The 23,598-nt window shown below is 55.2% G+C and carries 22 protein-coding genes; 3 read left to right on the plus strand and 19 right to left on the minus strand.

From position 1 onward, the window contains the following. Positions 1–71: 71 nt before the first annotated feature. Genes coaE through yacG form a run of 3 tightly spaced genes read left to right on the plus strand, consistent with a single transcriptional unit; the run spans position 72 to position 1,639 of the window. Complete coding sequence (gene coaE / locus ETG88_RS11310; protein WP_129035421.1) at positions 72–692, plus strand: dephospho-CoA kinase; 621 nt, start codon at positions 72–74, stop codon at positions 690–692. After that, complete coding sequence (gene zapD, locus ETG88_RS11315; protein WP_107702253.1) at positions 692–1,435, plus strand: cell division protein ZapD; 744 nt, start codon at positions 692–694, stop codon at positions 1,433–1,435. The genes coaE and zapD overlap by 1 nt, the downstream gene beginning before the upstream one ends. 9 nt (positions 1,436–1,444) lie before the next feature. Then, positions 1,445–1,639: a DNA gyrase inhibitor YacG gene (gene yacG, locus ETG88_RS11320; protein ID WP_100777615.1), complete on the plus strand. Its 195-nt coding sequence runs from the start codon at positions 1,445–1,447 to the stop codon at positions 1,637–1,639. Between the two features lie 32 nt (positions 1,640–1,671). Here yacG and mutT read toward each other — a convergent pair whose 3' ends face one another. The 19 genes from mutT to mraZ form a co-directional block, all read right to left on the minus strand. Then, complete coding sequence (gene mutT, locus ETG88_RS11325) at positions 1,672–2,073, minus strand: 8-oxo-dGTP diphosphatase MutT (RefSeq protein ID WP_100777616.1); 402 nt, start codon at positions 2,071–2,073, stop codon at positions 1,672–1,674. A gap of 59 nt (positions 2,074–2,132) precedes the next feature. Continuing rightward, positions 2,133–4,838 carry a preprotein translocase subunit SecA gene (gene secA / locus ETG88_RS11330; RefSeq protein ID WP_100777617.1) on the minus strand — a complete coding sequence of 902 codons (2,706 nt, stop codon included), beginning with the start codon at positions 4,836–4,838 and terminating at the stop codon, positions 2,133–2,135. A gap of 60 nt (positions 4,839–4,898) precedes the next feature. Next, the gene (gene secM, locus ETG88_RS11335; RefSeq protein ID WP_100777618.1) at positions 4,899–5,402 is read right to left on the minus strand and encodes a secA translation cis-regulator SecM; all 504 of its coding nucleotides are present in this window, start codon (positions 5,400–5,402) and stop codon (positions 4,899–4,901) included. A 275-nt stretch (positions 5,403–5,677) separates the two neighbouring features. Continuing rightward, on the minus strand, positions 5,678–6,595 hold the full coding sequence (lpxC, locus tag ETG88_RS11340; protein ID WP_100777619.1) for a UDP-3-O-acyl-N-acetylglucosamine deacetylase: 918 nt from the start codon (positions 6,593–6,595) through the stop codon (positions 5,678–5,680). A gap of 101 nt (positions 6,596–6,696) precedes the next feature. Beyond that, complete coding sequence (gene ftsZ, locus ETG88_RS11345; RefSeq protein ID WP_006173842.1) at positions 6,697–7,848, minus strand: cell division protein FtsZ; 1,152 nt, start codon at positions 7,846–7,848, stop codon at positions 6,697–6,699. A gap of 111 nt (positions 7,849–7,959) precedes the next feature. After that, positions 7,960–9,216, minus strand: a complete 1,257-nt coding sequence (gene ftsA / locus ETG88_RS11350) for a cell division protein FtsA (protein ID WP_095280777.1) — start codon at positions 9,214–9,216, stop codon at positions 7,960–7,962. Then, positions 9,213–10,055: a cell division protein FtsQ gene (gene ftsQ / locus ETG88_RS11355; protein ID WP_100777620.1), complete on the minus strand. Its 843-nt coding sequence runs from the start codon at positions 10,053–10,055 to the stop codon at positions 9,213–9,215. The genes ftsA and ftsQ overlap by 4 nt, the downstream gene beginning before the upstream one ends. A 1-nt stretch (position 10,056) precedes the next feature. Next, positions 10,057–10,977 (minus strand): D-alanine--D-alanine ligase, encoded by a 921-nt coding sequence (locus ETG88_RS11360; RefSeq protein WP_129035422.1) that lies wholly within the window; start codon positions 10,975–10,977, stop codon positions 10,057–10,059. Beyond that, positions 10,970–12,445: a UDP-N-acetylmuramate--L-alanine ligase gene (gene murC, locus ETG88_RS11365; protein ID WP_129035423.1), complete on the minus strand. Its 1,476-nt coding sequence runs from the start codon at positions 12,443–12,445 to the stop codon at positions 10,970–10,972. The genes ETG88_RS11360 and murC overlap by 8 nt, the downstream gene beginning before the upstream one ends. 58 nt (positions 12,446–12,503) lie before the next feature. Further along, the gene (gene murG / locus ETG88_RS11370; protein WP_129035424.1) at positions 12,504–13,568 is read right to left on the minus strand and encodes an undecaprenyldiphospho-muramoylpentapeptide beta-N-acetylglucosaminyltransferase; all 1,065 of its coding nucleotides are present in this window, start codon (positions 13,566–13,568) and stop codon (positions 12,504–12,506) included. Continuing rightward, positions 13,565–14,809 carry a cell division protein FtsW gene (gene ftsW, locus ETG88_RS11375; protein ID WP_102104595.1) on the minus strand — a complete coding sequence of 415 codons (1,245 nt, stop codon included), beginning with the start codon at positions 14,807–14,809 and terminating at the stop codon, positions 13,565–13,567. The genes murG and ftsW overlap by 4 nt, the downstream gene beginning before the upstream one ends. Beyond that, positions 14,809–16,125: a UDP-N-acetylmuramoyl-L-alanine--D-glutamate ligase gene (gene murD, locus ETG88_RS11380; protein ID WP_100777625.1), complete on the minus strand. Its 1,317-nt coding sequence runs from the start codon at positions 16,123–16,125 to the stop codon at positions 14,809–14,811. The genes ftsW and murD overlap by 1 nt, the downstream gene beginning before the upstream one ends. Before the next feature lie 2 nt (positions 16,126–16,127). Beyond that, positions 16,128–17,210, minus strand: coding sequence for a phospho-N-acetylmuramoyl-pentapeptide-transferase (gene mraY, locus ETG88_RS11385; RefSeq protein ID WP_095280770.1), 1,083 nt, complete (start codon positions 17,208–17,210; stop codon positions 16,128–16,130). Beyond that, complete coding sequence (gene murF / locus ETG88_RS11390) at positions 17,204–18,562, minus strand: UDP-N-acetylmuramoyl-tripeptide--D-alanyl-D-alanine ligase (protein WP_129035425.1); 1,359 nt, start codon at positions 18,560–18,562, stop codon at positions 17,204–17,206. Before murF ends, mraY begins: the two co-directional genes overlap by 7 nt. Continuing rightward, on the minus strand, positions 18,559–20,046 hold the full coding sequence (gene murE / locus ETG88_RS11395) for a UDP-N-acetylmuramoyl-L-alanyl-D-glutamate--2,6-diaminopimelate ligase (RefSeq protein WP_129035426.1): 1,488 nt from the start codon (positions 20,044–20,046) through the stop codon (positions 18,559–18,561). The genes murF and murE overlap by 4 nt, the downstream gene beginning before the upstream one ends. Then, positions 20,033–21,799: a peptidoglycan glycosyltransferase FtsI gene (locus ETG88_RS11400; RefSeq protein ID WP_100777628.1), complete on the minus strand. Its 1,767-nt coding sequence runs from the start codon at positions 21,797–21,799 to the stop codon at positions 20,033–20,035. The genes murE and ETG88_RS11400 overlap by 14 nt, the downstream gene beginning before the upstream one ends. Positions 21,800–21,814: 15 nt before the next feature. Continuing rightward, positions 21,815–22,180, minus strand: coding sequence for a cell division protein FtsL (gene ftsL, locus ETG88_RS11405; RefSeq protein ID WP_014068894.1), 366 nt, complete (start codon positions 22,178–22,180; stop codon positions 21,815–21,817). Then, positions 22,177–23,118: a 16S rRNA (cytosine(1402)-N(4))-methyltransferase RsmH gene (gene rsmH, locus ETG88_RS11410; RefSeq protein WP_100777629.1), complete on the minus strand. Its 942-nt coding sequence runs from the start codon at positions 23,116–23,118 to the stop codon at positions 22,177–22,179. Before rsmH ends, ftsL begins: the two co-directional genes overlap by 4 nt. 2 nt (positions 23,119–23,120) lie before the next feature. Then, positions 23,121–23,579: a division/cell wall cluster transcriptional repressor MraZ gene (mraZ, locus tag ETG88_RS11415; RefSeq protein ID WP_129035427.1), complete on the minus strand. Its 459-nt coding sequence runs from the start codon at positions 23,577–23,579 to the stop codon at positions 23,121–23,123. Positions 23,580–23,598 lie beyond the last annotated feature (19 nt).

The raw sequence follows: 23,598 nt of genomic DNA on the forward strand, positions 1-23,598 counted from the left end.
CCATTCGCTACTGTAAGTTCAATTTCTAAGCAGCTGATTTTAAAAATGAATAATTCCCAGGATCTGATTTAATGGGGTACGTCGTAGCGTTAACGGGCGGTATTGGCAGTGGCAAAAGCACCGTGGCCGATGCTTTTTCACGTCGGGGTATCGCGATTATTGATGCGGATATTATTGCCCGTCAGGTGGTAGAGCCTCATACACCCGGCCTTAATGCGATTGCCGGGCATTTCGGACATCACATCATCAATGCCGATGGCACATTGAACAGACGCCTGCTGCGTGAACGTATCTTTGCGCAGCCCGCTGAGAAAACCTGGCTCAATGCCCTCCTGCACCCCATGATTCACCAGGAAACTCAGCGCCAGATCGCTGCGGCCACATCACCTTATGTGCTATGGGTTGTTCCTTTGCTCGTTGAAAATCAGCTGCAGCACAAAGCCGATCGTGTTCTGGTCGTCGATGTATCGCCTGAGACACAGCTTCAGCGTACGATGCTGCGCGATAATGTCACTCGTCAGCACGCTGAACAAATTCTTGCTGCGCAGGCAACGCGTGAAGCGCGCCTTGCCGTCGCAGATGATGTTATTGATAATGATGGCGCACCCGACACAATTGAATCGGATGTTGCCCGCCTGCACGCCCAGTATCTGATCTACGCGGCGCAGGCCGTAGCACAGGAAAAACCATAATGAATACGCACATCCTTTTTGAGCACCCACTCAATGAAAAAATGCGCACCTGGTTGCGCATAGAATTTCTCATTCAGCAGATGTCGCACCATCGTCCTATCGCCGATCACGCTACGGCGCTGCATTTTTTTCGCAATGTCGGCGATCTACTGGATGTCATTGAGCGCGGTGACGTTCGTACCGAATTACTGAAAGAACTTGAGCGCCAGCAGCGTAAACTGCAGGCCTGGACTGAAGTTCCCGGTGTCGATCAGAGCCGCATTGACTCCCTGCGTCTTCAGCTGAAACAAAGCAGTAGCATTCTGATGGCTGCGCCTCGCGTGGGGCAGTTTCTGCGCGAAGACCGCCTGATTGCCCTGGTGCGCCAGCGTCTGAGCATTCCGGGCGGCTGTTGCAGTTTCGACCTGCCAACGTTGCACATGTGGCTGCATATGCAGCAACAACAACGCGATGCACAGGTGACGAGCTGGATGGAAAGTCTGGAGCCAATGAATCAGGCGTTGACGCTAATCCTCGATCTCGTGCGCCACTCATCGCCGTTTCGCAAGCAGACCAGCCTTAACGGTTTTTACCAGGACAACGGCGACGATGCCGATCTACTGCGTCTGAATATTGCGCTCGGCGAGCAGCTTTATCCGCAGATTTCCGGGCATAAAAGCCGCTTTGCGATTCGCTTTATGCCGCTGGACAGTGAAAATGGCACCGTGCCAGAACGTCTCGATTTCGAACTGGCTTGCTGCTAAGGAGTATTGATGTCTGAAATTATTACCGTCAGTTGCCCGACCTGTGGGAAAGCCGTGATCTGGGGCGAAATCAGCCCGTTTCGCCCGTTCTGCTGCAAACGCTGCCAGTTAATCGATCTGGGTGAATGGGCTGCGGAAGAGAAACGCATCCCGAGCGCGGGCGATCTGTCCGACAGCGACGACTGGAGCGAAGAACAGCAGTAACCCGTTCTCCGCAGCGCCTGCTGACAATCGGCTTAGCAGGCCTTCCATTCCTCAATCAGTTTCGCAATGACAGGCGCATTGGCTGGCGGGAATTTATCGGCGTCCAGCGCTTCTAATTCAACCCAGTTGCCAGGCTGTCCCTCTTTGCCCCAGGGTTCCCCCTCCCAGCTTTCCACCACCCAGAACCACAGCGTAATGTGGCGATCCGGGAACTGGTATTCGAGCTTATCGAACAATATAGGGCCACTCGGGGTGATCCCCACCTCTTCCTGAAGTTCGCGAATCAGCGCCTGTTCCGGCGTTTCACCTGATTCGATTTTCCCGCCAGGAAACTCCCATTTATTCGCCATATGGGCATCAGCGGCGCGTTGAGTAATGAAGATCTGGTTTTGCGGGTTGCGAATAATCCCGACAGCGATTTGCAGTATTTTCATATTGTGACTTCCATAAAAAAGGCGCAGATGTCTGCGCCTTTTCAACTGGTGATACGTGTTTAGCTCAGACGGCCATGACACGCTTTGTATTTTTTACCGGAACCACATGGGCACGGATCGTTACGGCCCACTTTGCGATCGCCCGTCTGGGATGCAATCGCCGCTGCCGCTTCGTCTTCGTCAGTCTGGTGGCTCAGCTGCTGCATCTGTGCCAGACGCTCAGCCTCTTCACGACGCTGTTGTTCCATCGCTTCCACTTCTTCTGGCATACGCACCTGAACTTTGCTCAGGGTACTGATCACTTCGTATTTCAGTGACTCCAGCATAGAGGCGAACATGGCGAAGGATTCACGTTTGTACTCCTGCTTAGGATCTTTCTGCGCATAGCCGCGCAGGTGAATACCCTGACGCAGGTAATCCATCGCTGCCAGATGCTCTTTCCACAGAGAGTCCAGGGTCTGCAACATGACGCCTTTCTCGAAGTGACGCATCATCTCGGTGCCAACCACTTCTTCCTTCTGCTTGTAAACGGCAACCGCAGTTTCAAGAATACGCTCGCGCAGCGTCTCTTCGTGCAGCTCTGGCTCTTTGTCCAGCCACTCTTTGATCGGCAGTTCGAGATCGAAGTCGTTTTTCAGACGTTCCTGCAGGCCTTCAACATCCCACATCTCTTCCAGAGACTGCGGTGGAATGTGCGCATCGATAGTCACTTTGAAGACATCTTCGCGAATGCTGTTGATGGTTTCACTCACATCGGACACATCCAGCAGTTCGTTACGCTGGGTGTAGATAGCACGACGCTGATCGTTGGCAACATCATCATACTCAAGCAGCTGCTTACGAATATCGAAGTTGCGGCTCTCCACTTTACGCTGTGCGTTGGCAATCGCTTTGGTCACCCAAGGGTGCTCAATCGCTTCGCCCGGTTTCATCCCCAGTTTACGCATCATGCCAGACACACGGTCAGAGGCGAAGATACGCATCAGGGCATCTTCCATTGACAGGTAGAAGCGGGAAGAACCGGCATCACCCTGACGACCCGCACGACCACGCAGCTGGTTATCGATACGACGAGATTCGTGACGCTCAGTACCGATAATGTGCAGACCACCGGAGGCCAGCACCGCATCGTGACGCACCTGCCAGTCAGCTTTGATCTGCGCAATTTGTTCTGGCGTTGGGTTTTCCAGCTCGGCCACTTCGGCCTGCCAGCTACCGCCCAGCATAATATCGGTACCACGACCCGCCATGTTTGTAGCGATGGTAACCGCAGCCGGATAACCCGCCTGCGCAACGATATCTGCCTCTTTGGCGTGGAATTTAGCGTTCAGCACGTTGTGCTTAATGCCCGCTTTATCCAGCTCGTGAGAAACCACTTCGGATTTTTCGATAGAGATAGTACCCACCAGCACCGGCTGGCCTGCAGCGGTACGCTCGCGGATATCTTCGATGATCGCCTGAATTTTTTCCGCTTCGGTCATGTAGACCAGATCCGGCATATCTTTACGGATCATTGGGCGGTTCGTTGGAACAACAACGGTATCCAGTTTGTAGATAGAGCTAAATTCGAACGCTTCGGTATCCGCTGTACCGGTCATGCCCGCCAGTTTTTCATACAAACGGAAGTAGTTCTGGAAGGTGATAGAAGCCAGCGTCTGGTTTTCGTTCTGAATATCGACGCCTTCTTTCGCTTCCACAGCCTGGTGCAGACCATCAGACCAGCGACGGCCCTGCATGGTACGGCCAGTGTGCTCATCAACGATGATCACTTCGCCGTCTTTCACGATGTAATCCACATCGCGGGTGAACAGGACGTGAGCGCGCAATGCCGCAGTAACGTGGTGCATCAGCATGATGTTGGTCGGGGAGTAAAGTGACTCGCCCTCTTCCATAATGCCCTGCTCAACCAGCAGCTCTTCGATCTGGACCAGACCGCGTTCAGTCAGGTTCACCTGACGCGCTTTTTCATCCACGGAGAAGTGGCCTTCGCCCTGGAAGGTATCAGAATCTTCTTTCTCCTGACGAATCAGGTGCGGGATGATTTTGTCGACTTTACGGTACATCTCGGAGCTGTCTTCAGCCGGGCCGGAGATGATCAGCGGAGTACGGGCTTCATCGATGAGGATTGAGTCGACCTCATCCACCAGCGCGTAATGCAGTTTACGCTGTACGCGCTCTTCCGGGCTAAACGCCATGTTGTCGCGCAGGTAGTCAAAACCGTATTCATTGTTGGTGCCATAAGTGATATCCGCGCCGTACGCTTCACGCTTCGCCGGAGCGGGCAGGCCGGACATGTTGATGCCGACGGACATGCCGAGGAATTCGAACAGTGGACGGTTATTTTCGGCGTCACGCTGTGCCAGGTAGTCGTTGACGGTCACGACGTGAACGCCTTTACCGGTCAGCGCGTTCAGGTAGGCAGGCAGCGTTGCAGTCAGGGTTTTACCTTCACCGGTACGCATTTCTGCGATGCAGCGTTCGTTCAGAACCATACCGCCGAGCAGCTGAACGTCGAAGTGACGCATGCCAAACACGCGTTTACTCGCTTCGCGGACCACGGCGAAAGCTTCCGGGATCAGGCTTTCCAGAGTTGCGCCTTTTTCCAGACGCTCACGGAACTCGCCCGTTTTCGCTTTCAGTTCGTCATCGGAGAGTTTTTCCATCTCCGGTTCCATACCATTAATGACGGTGACCGCTTTGCGCATACGGCGCAGGGTACGATCGTTACGGCTACCGAAAACTTTGGTTAATAATTTGATTAGCATAATAAATTCTCACACGCCCCATCATGGGCAGATAAATTAAGGTATTGAAAAAAAGTTAATTTAGCTGAGGCGTTGTGGCCCGGCGCGGATGCCCTGCACCTGACTAATCCAGGCGGACACCGAAAAGGCGGCGTGTGGGATAAAGGCGGTCTGAGCCATCTGACGAACGATGACCGGCGGTTTGCTCTCCTGCGTCAGCAGCGCATTGAGCGTATCCAGCAGCGCAAGATGTTGCGCCTGAACCGGCAGCGACTCTTCCGCAGCAGGCACGGCTTGTGGCGCCATAGCAAACGAAAGATGACGGATGACGGTGCGAATAGCATGTTGATGCCAGTAATCGACCGTAAAGTTCGGACGGCGACTGGCTTCGAGCAGCGCGAGATGAGTGAAGTTAACCCGCGTGGAGAGATCGTGTTTGGCGGTGGTGGTGTTCGCAGGCGTTGCCGCTTCTGCGGTGTGGCTGAGTACAGGCAAGCCGAGGCTCGCCGCAACCATCCCTAATAAGAGATGCGGCCAGAAGTAACGTCTGCCAAATTGTCGCCAGCGCGTTAGTATTCCGCTCACCTAATCCACCATCGTATGCAGGCCTGTTCAGGCATGCGTTCAGATATTATTTAGCGCACAGATATTATCACTAAAGCGATAATACATCAGCAGGAATGACAGATTGCCACGGGTAAAAACGGTCAAGAATGCAGCGAACGCGCGCGCATACTGTGCTTAGCGGGCAATAATCATGCGGGGAAGAAAATCAGACGTGCAAAAACAAAAACGACTGGTCTTCCTGGCCGGAGAGAGTACCAGGTCAACCAGTCGATTTTACGATACGGAATTAACCGTTACGCCAGAACCGTGCTCGGCGCTTTGAATGCCAGTGGCAGTTCAGCTTCATCTTCGAAGGTCACAAATTCCCAGGCTTCCTGTTTTGCGAGGACTGCCTGCAACAATTTGTTGTTCAGTGCATGGCCGGATTTAAACGCGGTAAATGCACCAATGATGTTGTGACCACACATGAAGAGGTCGCCGATTGCGTCCAGCATTTTGTGACGAACGAATTCATCTTCAAAACGCAGGCCGTCTTCGTTCAGTACGCGATAATCGTCAACAACGATGGCACAATCGAAGCTGCCGCCCAGGCACAGGCCACGGGACTGCAGATATTCGATATCACGCATGAAACCGAAAGTACGTGCACGGCTAATCTGACGCATAAACGCATCAGCAGAGAAGTTCATCGCATAGCGCTGGTTGCTGCCGTCAATCGCCGGATGGTTAAAGTCGATGGTAAAGTCCAACGAGAAACCATTAAACGGTTTGAATTCAGCCCACTTGTCGCCATCTTGCACGCGAACAGTCTCTTTAATGCGTACAAATTTCTTCGCGCAGTTCAGTTCATCAATGCCCGCATCAAGCAGCAGATAAACGAATGGAGCAGCACTGCCATCCATGATTGGGATTTCTGGCGCATCGACTTCAATAACGATGTTGTCAATACCCAGACCCGCCAGGGCGGCGTTCAGGTGCTCTACGGTAGAAATCCGCACGTCATGCTCGTTCACCAGGCAAGTACAGAGCATAGTATCACGCACAGATTTGGCATCGGCCGGAAAATCTACCGGTGGATTCAAGTCGGTGCGACGATAGATGACCCCGGTATTGGCCGGCGCAGGGCGCAGCGTCAGTGTGACTTTTTTGCCGGTATGTAAACCGACACCAGTCGCCTGAACGATACGTTTAAGTGTCCTTTGTTTGATCATCGTATAATCTCGCCAAATTACTTATCCAACCGAGAGTGTATATCACTAACGGGTGGCCAGTTTAGCACAAAGAGCGAAAATCCCCAAATTCCAGCCAATTCTTAGTCAGCTTGCTTACGCAGGAACGCTGGGATATCCAGATAATCCGGTTCTTTCGCAGTTTGTGGCGTATTGTCATTCACCACTTTCGCAGCTGGTTTTTGCTCCTGCGTCAGCGGCGCCATGCCGTGCTGCTGGTAGCGATCCATTACCGGTTGCTGGGTCTGTTTGTTGGTGACCAGGGTGATCTCTGGACGTTTGTCCATGCCGATACCAGTGGCAACAACGGTCACACGCAGCTCATCATTCATTTCCGGATCAAGGGAAGTACCGATAACCACGGTGGCGTTATCAGACGCGAATGCACGAATGGTGTTACCCACGGTTTCGAACTCATCCAGACGCAGATCGAAGCCAGCGGTAATGTTAACCAGTACGCCGCGCGCACCGGACAGATCGATGTCTTCCAACAGTGGAGAAGAGATCGCCATTTCAGCCGCTTCTTCCGCACGGTCTTCACCGCTTGCCACGCCAGAGCCCATCATCGCATAGCCCATTTCGGACATCACGGTGCGGACGTCGGCGAAGTCGACGTTCATCAGACCCGGACGAGTAATCAGCTCAGCGATACCCTGAACCGCGCCTTTCAGCACGTCGTTTGCTGCGCCAAAAGCGTCCAGCAGGGAGATACCGCGACCCAGCACTTTCAGCAGTTTGTCGTTCGGGATGGTAATCAGAGAGTCCACGTGTTTGGACAGCTCAGTGATACCCTGCTCCGCGAATGCCATACGCTTCTTGCCTTCAAAGTTGAAAGGCTTCGTCACGACAGCAACGGTCAGGATACCCAGATCTTTTGCCACTTCAGCAACGACCGGTGCAGCACCCGTACCGGTACCACCGCCCATGCCCGCTGCGATAAACACCATGTCGGCGCCATCGAGTGCAGCACGCAGTGCTTCACGGTCTTCTTCAGCCGCGTTACGACCGACTTCTGGGTTAGCCCCAGCGCCCAGACCTTTAGTGATACCACCACCGATCTGAATAGTCTGGCCTACAGCTGTCTTTCGCAGTGCCTGAGCATCGGTGTTAACTGCAAAGAATTCAACACCTTCGATGCGTTCGCGCACCATATGCTCGACAGCGTTACCGCCGCCGCCACCGACGCCGATGACTTTAATCACCGCGTCGTTGGTTAATTCCATTGGTTCAAACATGGTTTCTCTCCGTTTTTACGCTTCATCACTCAAGCCTGCCTGGGCAAAAGAGTGCTTTTGCGTATGTGCCTGTCGCCTGAGACCGCTAATTCTCTCCGGTCTCTTTAAAAATTAAAATTCTTTTCTCAGCCAGGAATTGAGTCGTTTGACCCAGGAACCGACCGACGTTCGTTTTTCCACTTCTGCTTCACCACTCAAATGGGACTCTTTCCCGTAGTGCAGCAGGCCCACGGCCGTTGAATAATACGGCTCCTGAGCGTAATCCGTTAACCCGGTAATATTCAGCGGCGCACCAATACGGACTTGCGTATGGAACACTCGCTGGGCACAGGCGGCAAGACCTTCAATTTGCGCTGCACCACCGGTTAATACAATCCCCGCCGCGAGATGGTGTTTCACACCCTGCTGACGAAGCTGTTCTTGTAACTGTAAAATCTCTTCGTTGACGAGGTTGAGCAGCTCGGTATAACGCGGCTCAATCACCTCTGCCAGCGTCTGACGCTGCAGACTGCGCGGCGGACGACCGCCCACGCTTGGCACTTCAACGCTCTCATCTTTGCCGACGATGGAGCCTAATGCACAACCATGGCGCACTTTAATCGCCTCTGCATCGCTCGGAGGCGTACCAAAGGCGTAAGCGATATCGCTGGTCACGACATTCCCGGCATAAGGGATGACTTTAGTGTGACGCAATGCACCGCCCGTATACACGGCCATATCCATTGTACCACCACCGATATCAACCACACAGACGCCCAATTCACGTTCGTCTTCTGTCAGAACCGAGTAACTTGCTGCCAGTCCTGCAAAAATAAGTTGGTCAACTTTCAGGCCACAACGTTCAACGGCTTTGACGATGTTTTTCGCCATGTCGTTGTGACATGTGATCAAGTGCACTTTTGCCTGCATACGCACCCCGGAAAGACCGACCGGATTTTTGATACCTTCCTGGTAGTCGATCGCATATTCCTGCGGAATCACGTGCAGCACGCGGTGTTCATCGCGCACGCGCACGGATTTAGCCGTGTGCACTACGTTTTCAACGTCTTCCTGCGTCACTTCCTCTTCGGAAATCGGCACCATCCCGATTTCGTTCTGGCAGCTAATGTGCTTACCAGAGAGGGCCAGATAGACGGAGGAAATCTGGCAATCTGCCATTAATTCTGCCTGATCGATGGCGCGCTGTACGCATTTCACCACCGACTCGAGGTCGTTTACCCCACCTTTATCCATACCACGGGACGGGCAACTGCCCACACCAATGATATTGACCATACCGTCGGGCAGAACTTCCCCTACTAAAGCGGCAACCTTAGCGGTGCCAATCTCCAGTCCAACTACCAGTTTTCTGTCCGTCGCCTTGATCATTGTTGTTCTGCCTGTACCTGTGCCTGATTCTGTTGCTGATTAGGTTCCTCAACCGGAGCCGGTACCCAACCGACTGCTGCGCCTGAGTCATAGCGCAAATCAACGTAGCTTATCCGTTTGCCGTCGGTCTGCGCCTGCTGCTGTAAAACGGGGTACAGTTCTACAAAACGCGCCAAACGCTTCATCGTGTCGCCGCGACCAAGATTGAGCTTAATCCCATTCGTCAACGTCAGCTGCCAGGAGCGGCGAGCCGTCATTGACGCATCTTTTAACGCAAATCTGTCCTTAGCCAGCACCTGCCCCATCTCGCGAAAACCTTGTAGCACTTCGTTTTCACTGCCTTCCGGGCCAGACAACATCGGTAAACTTTGCTTGCTGACACGATCTGCCGGGACGCTGAACGAATTTCCGTCTACGTCGACCATATGCTGATCATTCCAACGCGCAATGGGCACATATTCAACCAGATGAATCTTCAATTCATCTGGCCATTGCTTTCTGACGCTCGCCTGTTTTATCCATGGCAGACGTTCAATCTGGCTCTGGATAATGTTGACGTCCTGGGTCATGAAAGTGCCAGGCGATCCCAGCGCAAGGATCGACTGACGGATATCATCGTTACGCGTGTAGTGACGCTCGCCGGTAACCACCAGTTTTGACAGCGGTAACCGTTGTGCATCTTCCATCCAGCCCAACACCATCCAGCCGCTGATAAACACGGTACACAGCACACCGAGCAGGAACAAGATCCCTGCAAGACGCGTTCCATTACTCCGTCCTGAAGAGGAATATTCTTCCTCTTCTTCGCGGTTGCGCGTGTTTAGTGCAGCCTGCGACATATCAGCCCGCCTGGTCCAGAATACGTACGACTAACTGCGAGAAGCTCATGCCCGCCTGACGCGCCGCCATCGGCACCAGGCTGTGGCTGGTCATACCCGGAGAGGTATTCGCTTCCAGCAGGTAAAATTCTCCGTCGCTGTCCTGCATCACATCGATGCGTCCCCAGCCACGGCAACCCAAAACAGTCCAGGCTTTAAGCACCAGGTCCTGTAAATCTGCTTCACGTTCTGCTTCCAGACCACTTGGGCAGAAATATTGCGTCTCATCAGAGAGATACTTCGCTTCATAATCATAGAAGGTTCCAGCGGGTTGGATACGAATTGACGGCAAAATTTCTTCGCCGAGCATCGCCACGGTAAATTCCGGACCGCTGAGCCATTTTTCAATCAGAACTTCTTCATCATGTTGAAAAGCCAGTGCTAACGCCTGGTTTAAATCACCAGCTTGATCAACTTTGGACATACCGACGCTTGAGCCTTCACGGCTGGGTTTGACAATAACCGGCAAACCCAACTGCGCAATGCGCGCATTGACGCTCTCGTCAACGCCCGCTTCAAACTCGCGGCGCGTCAGCGCAACCCATGGCGCAACGGGTAAACCCGCGCCCTGCCACAGTAATTTACTGCGTAATTTGTCCATGGAAATGGCGGAGGCCATCACACCACTGCCGGTGTAAGGCAAACCGATTAAATCCAATAGCCCTTGCAGCGTACCGTCTTCACCGCCACGACCGTGTAAAGCGATAAAGACTTTATGAAACCCCATCTCCTTGAGACGAGTGATGTCCGTCTCTTTAGGATCTACCGGGTGGGCGTTGACTCCCCCCTCACGCAGACCCGCCAGCACGGCGGCGCCGGAGTTCAGCGAGACGTCACGCTCAGCAGAGGTTCCGCCAAAGAGGACCGCAATCTTATCAGCCATTGCGTTCATCCTCTGAGGTTTGCGGCGTCAGTTTGATTTGCGCTAAGTTACGCGCGATTTTGCCGATATTTCCCGCGCCCTGAATCAGAATCAAATCGTTGCCGGTCAGCACTGGCGCCAGAATTTCAGCCGCCTGAGCCGGATCGGAAACCAGAATCGGGTCTACCTTACCGCGTCCGCGTATCGTACGACACAAAGAACGGCTGTCCGCGCCCGGAATCGGAGTTTCACCCGCTGAATAAACATCCAGCATCAGCAGCGTATCCACCTGCGACAGCACGTTTGCGAAGTCGTCATAAAGATCGCGCGTACGTGTGTAGCGGTGTGGCTGGAAAATCATCACCAGATTTTTGTCCGGCCAGCCCGCACGTGCCGCTTTAATGGTTGCATCCACTTCTGTCGGATGGTGACCATAGTCATCCACCAGCATCGCGGTACCTGCTTTGCCGTTTACCGGCTCCAGCGGGAATTCACCGAGGAAGTCGAAACGACGCCCTGTGCCCTGGAAACCTTCCAGCGCATGTAAAATCGCATCGTCCTCAATGCCCTCTTCAGTGGCAACAGCCACCGCAGCCGCAGCATTGAGCGCGTTGTGGCGTCCCGGTGCATTCAGGGTGACGCGCAGCAGCGGTTTGTCCTGACGCGCCAGGGTGAAATGCCCCTGCGCACCGATTTGCGTGTAATCTTCCACCCGCACGTCCGCATCTTCACTGAAACCGTAAGTCGTAATCTGACGACCCACGCGCGGCAGCAATTCACGAATCACCGGATCGTCCACACACATCACCGCACGACCATAAAACGGCAAATTGTGCAGGAAATTAATAAACGTCTGCTTTAAATTTTCGAAGTCGCCCTGGTAGGTATCCATGTGGTCGGCTTCGATGTTGGTGACAATCGCCACCATCGGCTGCAGATGCAGGAACGACGCATCGCTCTCATCCGCTTCAGCAATCAGATAACGGCTATGGCCCAGACGCGCGTGAACGCCCGCCGCTTTTACCAGACCACCGTTGACGAAGGTCGGATCAAGACCGGCTTCTGCATAAATGCTGGAGACCATCGCCGTGGTCGTCGTTTTACCGTGGGTACCCGCAACGGCAATACCGTGACGAAAACGCATCAGCTCAGCCAGCATCTCTGCGCGGCGAATCACCGGGATACGCGCTTCGTGCGCGGCAACAATCTCCGGGTTATCAGAGGAGATCGCGCTGGAGACCACAACAACACTCGCATCGAGTACGTTTTCAGGACGATGGTTGAAATAGATGGTCGCCCCAAGCGACGCCAACTGTTGCGTAACAGGGTTCGGCGCCAGATCGGAACCGCTGATCTGGTAACCTTCGTTCGCTAAAACTTCGGCAATACCGCCCATACCTGCGCCGCCGATGCCAACGAAGTGGATGTGCCGGACGCGACGCATCTCGGGCACGATTGAACGCAGTTTCGCCAGTTGTTGTGTATTCATTCTCTAACCGCCATCGATACTTCTAAAAATTCGTGCAACGCAAAACGCGCTGCAAGGGTTAAGCCTTTGCTGCCAGGCTCACTTCATTTGCCACCCGCTCGGTCGCATCCGGAATAGCCGTCGCGCGTGCGCGTTCGGCCATCTCCAGCAGAGTCGCTCTGTTCCAGCCCGCGAGGGTGGTAGCGACGGCGTCTGCGGTAAACTGTGGCTGTTCAAAAATCTTTGCGGCACCCGCTTTCTCAAGCGGTAACGCATTCCAGTACTGCTGGCGATCTTTGTGCTGAAAAGGCACAAACACTGCTGGCAATCCTGCTGCGGCGATTTCACTCACCGTCAGTGCGCCAGAACGGCACACCACGACATCGGCCCAGGCATAGGCCGCTGCCATATCATCAATAAATTCAGTAACTTTATGCTGAGACTGACCGGCTTCTGCATAGGCCTGTTCGACCATTTGCTGCGCACCTTTTCCGCTCTGATGCCAGATCGTCACGCTATCGCCCAGTTTCGCCGCCACCTGAGGCAGGGTCTGGTTCAAAATCCGCGCGCCCTGAGAGCCGCCGACAACCAGCACCCGCACCGGGCCTTCGCGCCCGATCAGGCGTTCCTGCGGCAACGGGAGCGCCAGCACATCCACGCGCACCGGATTACCCACTACGTCTGCGTCAGGAAACGCTCCCGGGAAAGCCTGCATCACTTTGGTGGCAATTTTTGCCAGCCATTTGTTGGTCAGCCCGGCGATACCGTTCTGCTCATGGAGCACAACCGGGATCCCGAGCGACCAGGCCGCCAGTCCACCCGGACCGGAAACATACCCGCCCATCCCCAGCACCGCATCAGGCTTAAAGCGCTTCATGATTGCGCGCGCCTGACGCCAGGCATTGAAGATACGCACCGGAGCCAGTAGCTGCGCTTTGATGCCTTTGCCACGTAAGCCTGAAATCCGAATAAAGTCGATCTCGATACCGTGCTTCGGCACCAGATCGGCTTCCATGCGATCGGCGGTTCCCAGCCAGCGTACTTGCCAGCCTTGATCCATTAAATGGTGCGCAACCGCAAGCCCCGGGAAAACATGTCCGCCGGTACCGCCTGCCATCACCATTAACCGCTTCGGTTGATTCATCGTGAACCTCGTGTAAACGCCTGCGCTTTTTCCAGACGCGTCTCATAATCTATGCGTAACAAGAACATAATCGCCGTCGACATAATCAACAGACTCGAACCACCGTAACTGATCAACGGCAACGTCAGGCCCTTCGTCGGCAGCATACCTGCTGCGGCGCCAACGTTGACCAATGCCTGGAAGCTAAACCAGATACCAATTGAGCAGGCCAGGAAACCTGAGAAGCGGTGATCGATTTCCAGCGCTTTTCGGCCAATCGACATAGCACGGAAAGCGACGAAGAATACCATTAAAAGTGCCAGTACCACACCGATATAACCCAGTTCTTCCCCAATAATGGAGAAGATGAAGTCCGTATGCGCCTCGGGCAGATACTCCAGTTTTTGAACTGAATTGCCTAAACCCTGGCCCCACACTTCACCGCGACCAAAGGCCATCAGAGACTGAGTGAGCTGATAACCGCTGCCGAACGGATCTTCCCAGGGGTTCCAGAAAGAGGTCACACGGCGGATACGATACGGCTCGGCGAGGATCAGCAGGACCACGGCCGAGATGCCCATGCCGATAATCGCGATGAACTGCCACAGCTTGGCACCCGCCAGGAACAGCATCGCCAGCGTGGTGACGAACAGTACCACCACCGTACCGAGGTCCGGCTGCGCCAGCAGAAGCACTGCCAGCACCAGAATCACACCCATCGGTTTTAAGAAGCCGCGCAGGTTATTTCGCACTTCATCAACCTTGCGCACAAGGTAGTTAGCGAGATAGCAAAATAGCGACAGTTTGGTGAATTCCGCAGGCTGAATACGCAGCGGGCCAAAGGCGATCCAGCGCGATGCACCGTTAACGGAGCTACCCACCACCAGCACGATCAACAGCATAATAATGGAGGCGATCAGCATCGCGGTACTGTGGCGCTGCCAGAACTCCATTGGCAGACGCAGCGTAATCAGCGCCAGGCAGAATGCTAGGATGATGTACAAACCGTCACGCTTGGCGAACAGGAAAGGATCGTTCGCCAGACGCTGCCCAACGGGCATTGAAGCCGAGGTCACCATGATAAAACCGACGGCCGCCAGACCCAGCGTGAACCACAGGAGCGCACGGTCGTACATGACCAGGCTGTCGGAATCTTTCGTCCGCGAGCCCATCACCCAGCCTTTCAGCGCCGCAAACAGCCAGCCCAGGATTCGGGACCCCGGCATGCGCGGCATTCTCAGGCGAGGGAGAGATAAACGCATCAGCCTAACTCCCTCGCGAGGCGGGTAAACAGATCACCACGCTGTTCGAAATTCTTAAACTGGTCGAGGCTGGCACATGCCGGAGAGAGCAGCACCATATCTCCCGGTTTAACCTGAGGCGCGATGAGGCGGATAGCCTGTTCCATCGTTTCAGTTTGTTCAGCAATTTCCGGGCGCAGCTCCGCCAGCTCAGCGCCGTCACGGCCAAAGCAGTACAGGCGGATGTTATCGCTCATCAGATACGGTTTCAGGGACGAGAAATCCGCCGATTTTCCATCGCCGCCCAGCAACAGATACAGCGTGCCATCGACGCGTAATCCTTTCAGTGCAGCTTCGGTGCTGCCGACGTTGGTTGCTTTTGAGTCGTTAATCCAGCGCACGCCGTTGTGCTCCAGCGCCAGCTGGAAGCGGTGCGCCAGACCGGTAAAGGTTGTCAGCGCTTTGAGGCTGGAGGCACGCGGTAAACCTGCGGCATCAGCCAGCGCCAGCGCCGCGAGCGCGTTGGTGTAGTTGTGCTGCCCGGAAAGAGTCATCTCTTTCACGTTCAACACTTTTTCGCCCTTCACACGAAGCCAGGTTTCGCCCTGCTGGTGATTCAGGTGATAGTCACCCATATTCACGCCAAAGCTGATGCAACGTTCGTCCGCACCACGCACCGGCATGGTCAGCGCATCGTCTGCGTTCACCACACAGACTTTCGCATTTTCATAGACGCGCAGTTTGGCCGCGCGGTACTGTTGCAGGCCAAACGGATAGCGATCCATATGATCTTCAGTCACGTTCAGGATCGTGGCTGCCACGGCCTGCAGACTAGAAGTGGTTTCCAGCTGGAAGCTGGAAAGTTCAAGCACATACAGCTCGCGAGCCGGATCGAGCAGCATCAGCGCAGGCAGGCCAATATTGCCGCCGACGCCGACGTTAACGCCCGCCGCTTTCGCCATATCGCCGACCAGCGTCGTAACCGTACTTTTGCCGTTAGAGCCGGTAATCGCCACAATCGGCGCCTGGGCTTCACGACAAAACAGTTCGATATCACCGACAATTTCAACGCCCGCATCCGCTGCCGCGCTTAATGACGGATGCGCCAGCGCCATACCAGGGCTGGCGACAATCAGATCGGCATCGAGCAGCCAGGTATCATTCAGACCACCAAGGTGGCGTTCAACCTGTTCTGGCAGCTTGTCCAGACCAGGCGGAGAAACACGCGTATCCATCACACGCGGCGTAACGCCGCGCCCGAGGAAAAAGTCCACGCAGGAAAGGCCCGTAAGGCCTAACCCGATGATAACGACTTTTTTACCCTGGTAATCTGCCATGATTAACGTACCTTCAGCGTGGCCAGGCCAATCAGGACCAGCATCAGCGAAATAATCCAGAAGCGCACAATCACGCGCGGTTCCGGCCAGCCTTTCAGTTCATAGTGGTGGTGAATCGGCGCCATGCGGAAGATGCGCTGACCGCGCAGCTTGAAGGAGCCGACCTGCAAAATTACCGAAAGGGTTTCAACCACAAACACGCCGCCCATAATCACCAGCAGGAACTCCTGACGCAGCAGTACGGCGATAATGCCGAGCGCGCCGCCCAGGGCCAGCGAACCGACGTCGCCCATAAAGACCTGCGCCGGATAGGTGTTGAACCATAAGAAACCGAGGCCCGCGCCGACAATTGCCGTGCAGACAATCACCAGCTCACCGGCGTGGCGCAGATAAGGAATGTGCAGGTAGCTGGCAAAGTTCATGTTACCGCTCGCCCATGCCACCAGCGCAAAACCACCGGCGACAAACACGGTTGGCATAATCGCCAGGCCATCGAGACCGTCGGTCAGGTTAACGGCGTTACCCGTTCCGACAATCACGAAGTAGGCCAGCAGGATGTAGAACAGGCCCAGCTGCGGCATCACATCTTTGAAGAACGGCACCACCAGCTCGGTCGCCGGCGTGTCTTTCCCTGCCAGATAGAGCGCAAATGCCACGCCGAGGGCAATGACCGACATCCAGAAATATTTCCAGCGGGCAATCAGGCCCTTGGTGTCTTTGCGCACCACTTTGCGATAGTCATCGACAAAACCGATAATGCCGTAGCCGATAAGAACGGTCAGCACGCACCAGACGTAAGGGTTTGACGGGTAAGCCCACAGCAGAACAGAAACGACAATGGCGGTGAGGATCATGATCCCCCCCATAGTCGGCGTGCCGCGTTTGCTGAAGTGTGATTCCGGACCGTCGTTACGCACGACCTGGCCAAAGGAGAGTTTTTGCAGACGGGCGATCATGCGCGGGCCCATCCACAAAGAGATGAACAGCGCGGTCAGCAGGCTGACGATGGCGCGAAACGTCAGATAGGAAAAGACGTTAAAGCCTGAATAATATTTGACCAAATGTTCGGCCAGCCAAACTAACATGTTCCGTTCTCCTGTAATGCGTGCACGACCTCTTCCATGGCGGCACTACGTGAACCTTTCACTAAAACCGTCACAATTTGGTGTTCTTTAACAAGCGTTTTAAGGCGCTCAATCAGCGCTGTTTTTTCTGCGAAATGCTCACCGACACCGCTCGCCTGGCTAATTGCCTGGCTCAGCGTCCCGGCGCTCAACACCCGATCGATGCCAGACGCTTTTGCCGCTTCACCGACCTGGATGTGACAGGCTTCGCTCTCAACACCAAGCTCAGCCATGTCGCCCACCACCATCACGCGGTAGCCGGGCATTTCTGCCAACACCTGCACAGCGGCAGTCATGGAACCGACGTTAGCGTTGTAGGAGTCATCCAGCAGCAGTTTGTTTTCTGCGAGCTGAACCGGGAACAGACGCCCCGGCACCGCTTTCAAATTCGCAAGACCGGCTTTGATCGCCTCATGCGTGGCACCCACCGCCATCGACAGCGCGGCAGCCGCCAGTGCGTTAGCGATGTTGTGGCGTCCCGGCAGTGGCAGTAAAACGTCCACGCCACCCGTCGGGGTCTGCAGCGTAAATTCGGTCCCGTGAGAGGTCACGTGGATGTTGGTCGCGGTGAAATCGCTGTTGGCCGCATTTGGCGAGAAACGCCAGGTTTTGCGAGAACCAATCACGCTTTTCCAGTTCAGCCAGTCGTTGTTATCGGCATTCATAATGGCGATGCCGTCTTTCGGCAGACCGGTGTAGATCTCACCTTTGGCTTTTGCCACGCCTTCCAGCGAGCCAAAGCCTTCAAGATGTGCGGCGGCGAGGTTATTCACTAACGCCGCTTCAGGACGCGTCAGGCCGACGGTCCAGGCAATTTCGCCCTGGTGGTTGGCGCCTAATTCAATCACGGCGTAATCGTATTCTTTCGTCAGACGCAGGAGCGTCATCGGTACGCCGATATCATTGTTCAAATTGCCTGCGGTATAGAGCGTGTTGCCGCACTGGCTCAGAATGGCCGCCGTCATCTCTTTTACGGAGGTTTTACCGGAAGAGCCGGTCAGTGCCACAACACGTGCCGGAACCTGCTGACGCACCCAAGCCGCCAGCTCGCCAAACGCCAGACGGGTGTCTTTCACCACAATCTGCGGCAGGTCGATATCCAGCTTACGGCTAACCAGCAGCGCGCCGGCCCCGTTTTCTTTCGCCTGATCGGCAAAATCATGGGCGTCGAAGCGCTCGCCTTTCAGCGCCACAAACAGACAGCCCGCAGTGATTTTGCGGGTGTCGGTAGTTACGGCATCAATAGTCAGATCCTGGCCCAGCAGCTCGCCCTTGAGTAAAGAAGCAGCCTGGCTTAGCGTTGAGCTAATCATGCCACCACTCCCAGCAGGCGTGCCGCTGTGACGCGATCCGAGTAATCCAGGCGACGTGCGCCGACGATCTGGTAATCTTCGTGGCCTTTACCGGCCAGCAGCACAACGTCGTTCTCTTTAGCCTGCATGATGGTATTCGTCACCGCTTCAGCACGGCCTTCCATCACACGTGCACGCCCGGCATCGAGCATACCCGCGAGAATATCGTTGATAATCGCGCGCGGCTCTTCGGTACGCGGGTTGTCATCTGTCACCACCGGAATATCCGCGAACTGCTCGGCAATCGCCCCCATCAGTGGACGCTTACCTTTGTCTCGATCCCCGCCACAGCCAAACACGCACCACAGTTTACCGGTGCAGTGCAGACGGGCCGCCTGCAGCGCTTTTTCCAGCGCATCCGGGGTGTGAGCGTAATCGACGACAACCGTTGGTTTGCCCGGTGCGCTAAACACTTCCATGCGGCCACAAACGGGTTGCAGACGCGCGGCGGTTTTCAGCAGTTCGGCCAGCGGATAACCCAGCGCCAGCAACGTCGCCAGCGCCAGCAGCAGATTGCTGACGTTAAAGGCGCCCATCAGGCGGCTTTCGATTTCGCCTTCGCCCCAGGTGGAGTCAAAGCGAATCGTTGCGCCGCTATCGTGATACTTCACGTCCGTCGCTTTCAGCCAGCGGCCATGACAGTTCGGATTAATGTGGTCTTCCATCGACACAGCAACCGCATCCGGCAGCTTAGCCAGCCAGCGGCGGCCCACTTCATCGTCAGCGTTAACAATCGCCTGACCGCAGTGGTGCGTGGAATAAAGCAGCCATTTCGCAGCTTCGTAGCTTTCCATGTCGCCGTGATAATCAAGGTGATCGCGGCTCAGGTTGGTAAAGACCGATGCCGCAAATTTCAGGGCGGCCACGCGGTGCTGGACCAGACCGTGAGAAGAGACTTCCATCGCAGCGAAGGTCGCGCCCTGCCCTGCCAGACCGGCAAGTACATGCTGCACGTCTACCGCAGAGCCGGTGGTGTTTTCCGTCGGGTTTACTTTGCCCAACAGACCGTTGCCAACGGTGCCCATTACTGCACTGGTTTCACCCAGCAGCTCGGCCCACTGCGCCATCAGCTGCGTGGTGGTGGTTTTACCGTTGGTGCCCGTGACGCCAACCAGACGCAACCGATCGGACGGCTCATCATAAAAACGTCCCGCAAGGGCCGAGAGACGCTCGTTTAACTGGCTGAGATAGATGACCGGTACGCCGTGCATTTCACGGACTTCGCCGTCGGTTGCCTCATCTTTTGCCTCAGCAATAATGGCAGCTACACCTTGCGCTATCGCCTGCGGGATATACCGACGCCCGTCCGCCTGATGACCGACTACTGCTACAAAAAGATCGCCCGACGCAGCCATACGGCTGTCGAGTACCATCTCCCGCAGTTCTCGCGCGGGCAGCGTTTGCACCCACGGAGCAAGAAGGTCGCGCAAATTACGATCTGCCACCTGTTCCCTCGCCTTGATTAGTTACAAATTCATTTTTATCGCCCGTGGCCAGCGCATCAGGCTCGATGTTCATGGTGCGTAACACACCGCCCATGATGGCACCGAACACTGGCGCGGAGACGGCGCCGCCGTAGTATTTACCCGCCTGTGGATCGTTAATGACGACCACCAGCGCAAAACGCGGATTGCTGGCAGGCGCGACGCCTGCGGTGTAAGCAATGTATTTGTTGATGTAGCGGCCGTCCGGCCCCACTTTTTTCGCGGTACCGGTTTTAATCGCGATGCGATAGCCCTTGATGGCGGCTTTTACGCCACCGCCGCCCGGCAAGGCGACGCTCTCCATCATGTGCACGACGGTACGCACGGTAGCTTCCGGGAAGATACGCTCGCCGGGAACCGGTGGATCAACTTTGGTAATCGACAGCGGGCGATAGACCCCGTAGCTGCCAATCGTTGCGTAGACTCGCGCTAACTGTAACGGCGTTACCATTAGCCCGTAGCCGAAAGAGAAGGTGGCCCTCTCTATGTCAGACCACCGTTGTTTTTGAGGATATAAGCCACTGCGTTCTCCGACCAACCCCAAATTGGTCGCCTTTCCTAGCCCAAAACGTGAGTAAGTCTCTACTAACGCTGAGGACGGCATCGCTAACGCCAGCTTTGAAACACCGACGTTACTCGACTTCTGCAAAACCCCGGTCAGGGTCAATTCGCTGTAACGCGCCACGTCTTTGATTTCGTGACCGTTAATTCGGTAAGGGATCGTATTCAGAACGGTATTTTCGTTGACGATGCCACGCTGAAGCGCAGTCATCACCACCATCGGTTTGACGGTCGAACCGGGCTCGAAGACGTCAGTGATGGTACGGTTACGCATCACATCTTTTTGCGTCCCCGTCAGGTTATTTGGGTTATAGGACGGGCTGTTGGCCATCGCCAGCACTTCACCGGTGCTGACATCCACCAGCACGGCGCTGCCGGATTCGGCTTTGTTGAACGCCACGGCGTTGTTCAGCTCGCGGTAAACCAGCGCCTGCAGGCGTTCATCGATACTCAGGGCCAGGTTGTGCGCGGCCTGACTGTCGGTTGAGGAGATATCCTCAATCACGCGGCCATAGCGGTCTTTACGCACCACGCGCTCACCCGGCTGACCCGTTAGCCATTTATCAAAGCTCTTTTCGACCCCTTCGATCCCCTGGCTATCAACGTTGGTGAAGCCAATGAGGTGAGCGGTCACTTCTCCCGACGGGTAATAACGGCGCGATTCTTCGCGCAGATGGATGCCCGGCAGTTTCAGTTTCTTGATGTAATCGGCCATATCAGGGTTTACCTGACGCGCCAGATAGATAAAGCGCCCTTTCGGGTTTGCGTTAACGCGGGCCGCCATCTGATCGAGCGGCATTTTCAACGCATCGGCCAGCGCCTTCCAGCGGTTATCGAGGGTCACCCCCCCGGCGTCATGCAGTTCTTTCGGATCGGCCCAGATCGCTTTCACCGGCACACTCACCGCCAGCGGGCGACCAGAACGGTCAGTGATCAGCCCGCGAGAAGTGGAGACCTCCTGCACGCGCAGGGAGCGCATGTCGCCCTGACGCACCAGCATGTCCGGTGCAATAATTTGCAACCACGCCGCACGGCCCAGCAGGAACACCAGCGCCAGTAAAATACAGCCACAAAGCAACGCAAAACGCCAACTCACAAAGTTGGCCTGTTCTTCCTGACGTTTCGGTTTTTGCGTTTTCGCCGCTGCTCTCATGCGTCGCGTGTTCCCTTATTTTTGTACTACAATATTTTCCTGCGAAGGATCAACATGCTGCAGCTGCAGCTTTTCCGTTGCGATCCGTTCAACCCGGCTGTGATCGCCGAGCGCGTTTTCTTCAAGAATCAGGTTTCGCCATTCGATATCCAGCGCATCGCGTTCCAGCACCATCTGCTCGCGTTGCGCGGTCAATAAACGGGTATGGTGCGCGGTGGTCACCACCGTCACAGCCGTCACAATGATGCAAATGAACAGGCAGAGTGGCAGCTTCCCAAACCGCAAGAGATCGTCGCCGATCACGCCAGGCAAGGCATGGCGCTCGTTGCTTCCTAACGATCCTTTAACCTTGCTTAAGGTCTCTGTCACTCTGCTGATCATGCGTTCGTCCTCTCTGCAATGCGCAGCACTGAACTACGGGCACGTGGATTCTCTGCCACCTCTTCTTCGCCCGGCATCAACTTGCCTACTACTCGCAACTGACGGCCACCCAGCTTCCTGAGTTGCTCTTCCGTCATCGGCAGTCCAGCGGGCACCTGAGGACCGCGGCTTTGTTCACGCATAAAGCGCTTCACAATACGGTCTTCCAGCGAGTGGAAGCTGATGATGGATAGCCGCCCACCTGGGGCCAGCACGCCGAGCGAGCTTTTTAGCGCCTGCTCTATCTCCTCCAGTTCACTGTTTACCCAGATGCGCACCGCCTGGAAGGTACGGGTCGCGGGATGTTTGAATTTGTCTTTGACCGGCGTTGCCGCGGTCACAACTTCTGCCAGCTCTTTAGTACGCGTCATCGGCTCGATGCGGTTACGCTCCACGATACCGCGCGCGATACGCTTGCCGAAACGCTCTTCGCCGAAGGTTTTGATCACCCAAGCGATGTCAGCTTCGTCAGCTGTTTGCAGCCATTCTGCCGCAGACTGACCGCGAGTCGGGTCCATACGCATATCCAGCGGCCCGTCACGCATAAAGGAAAAACCGCGTTCTGCATCATCAAGCTGTGGTGAAGAGACGCCAAGATCGAGAAGAATACCGTCGATCTTGCCCGTCAGGCCGCGCTCGGCGACATAATCCGCCAGCGCAGAGAAAGGTCCATGGACGATGGAAAAGCGTGGATCATCGATGGTCTTCGCCACGGCAATTGCCTGCGGATCGCGATCGATTGCCAGTAAGCGGCCTTCCGCTCCCAGTTGGGAGAGGATCAGACGCGAGTGACCACCGCGACCAAAGGTTCCATCGATATAGATGCCATCAGGACGAATATTCAGGCCGTTGACAGCCTCATCCAGTAGCACCGTTGTATGTTTATAATTTTCCATCATATTTATAGAGACAAGTCCTGCAATCGATCCGACAACACTGCGGATTCAGACTGCTCAGCGTCGATATCTTCCTTGACCTGTTGATACCAGGTCGTTTCATCCCACAGTTCAAACTTGTTGAACTGCCCGACCAGCATCACTTCTTTTGTCAGACCAGCATGCTGGCGCAACACAGGCGCTATCAATAATCGTCCTGCGTTATCCATCTGACATTCACTGGCATGTCCCAATAACAACCGCTGTACGCGGCGTTCCTGCGGATTCATGCTCGACAGTCGCGACAGCTTTTGCTCAATAATTTCCCATTCGGGCAAGGTGTAAAGCAGCAGGCAGGGGTGGTTGATGTCAATGGTGCAAACCATTTGACCAGACGCGCTTTCGATCAGCTGATCGCGATATCGGGTTGGTACCGATAAACGCCCTTTGCTGTCGAGATTGACCAACGCCGCCCCACGGAACATGCCAGCCTCACCCCTTATC

It is taken from the genome of Lelliottia nimipressuralis, assembly GCF_004115925.1.
Classification (GTDB): domain Bacteria; phylum Pseudomonadota; class Gammaproteobacteria; order Enterobacterales; family Enterobacteriaceae; genus Enterobacter; species Enterobacter nimipressuralis.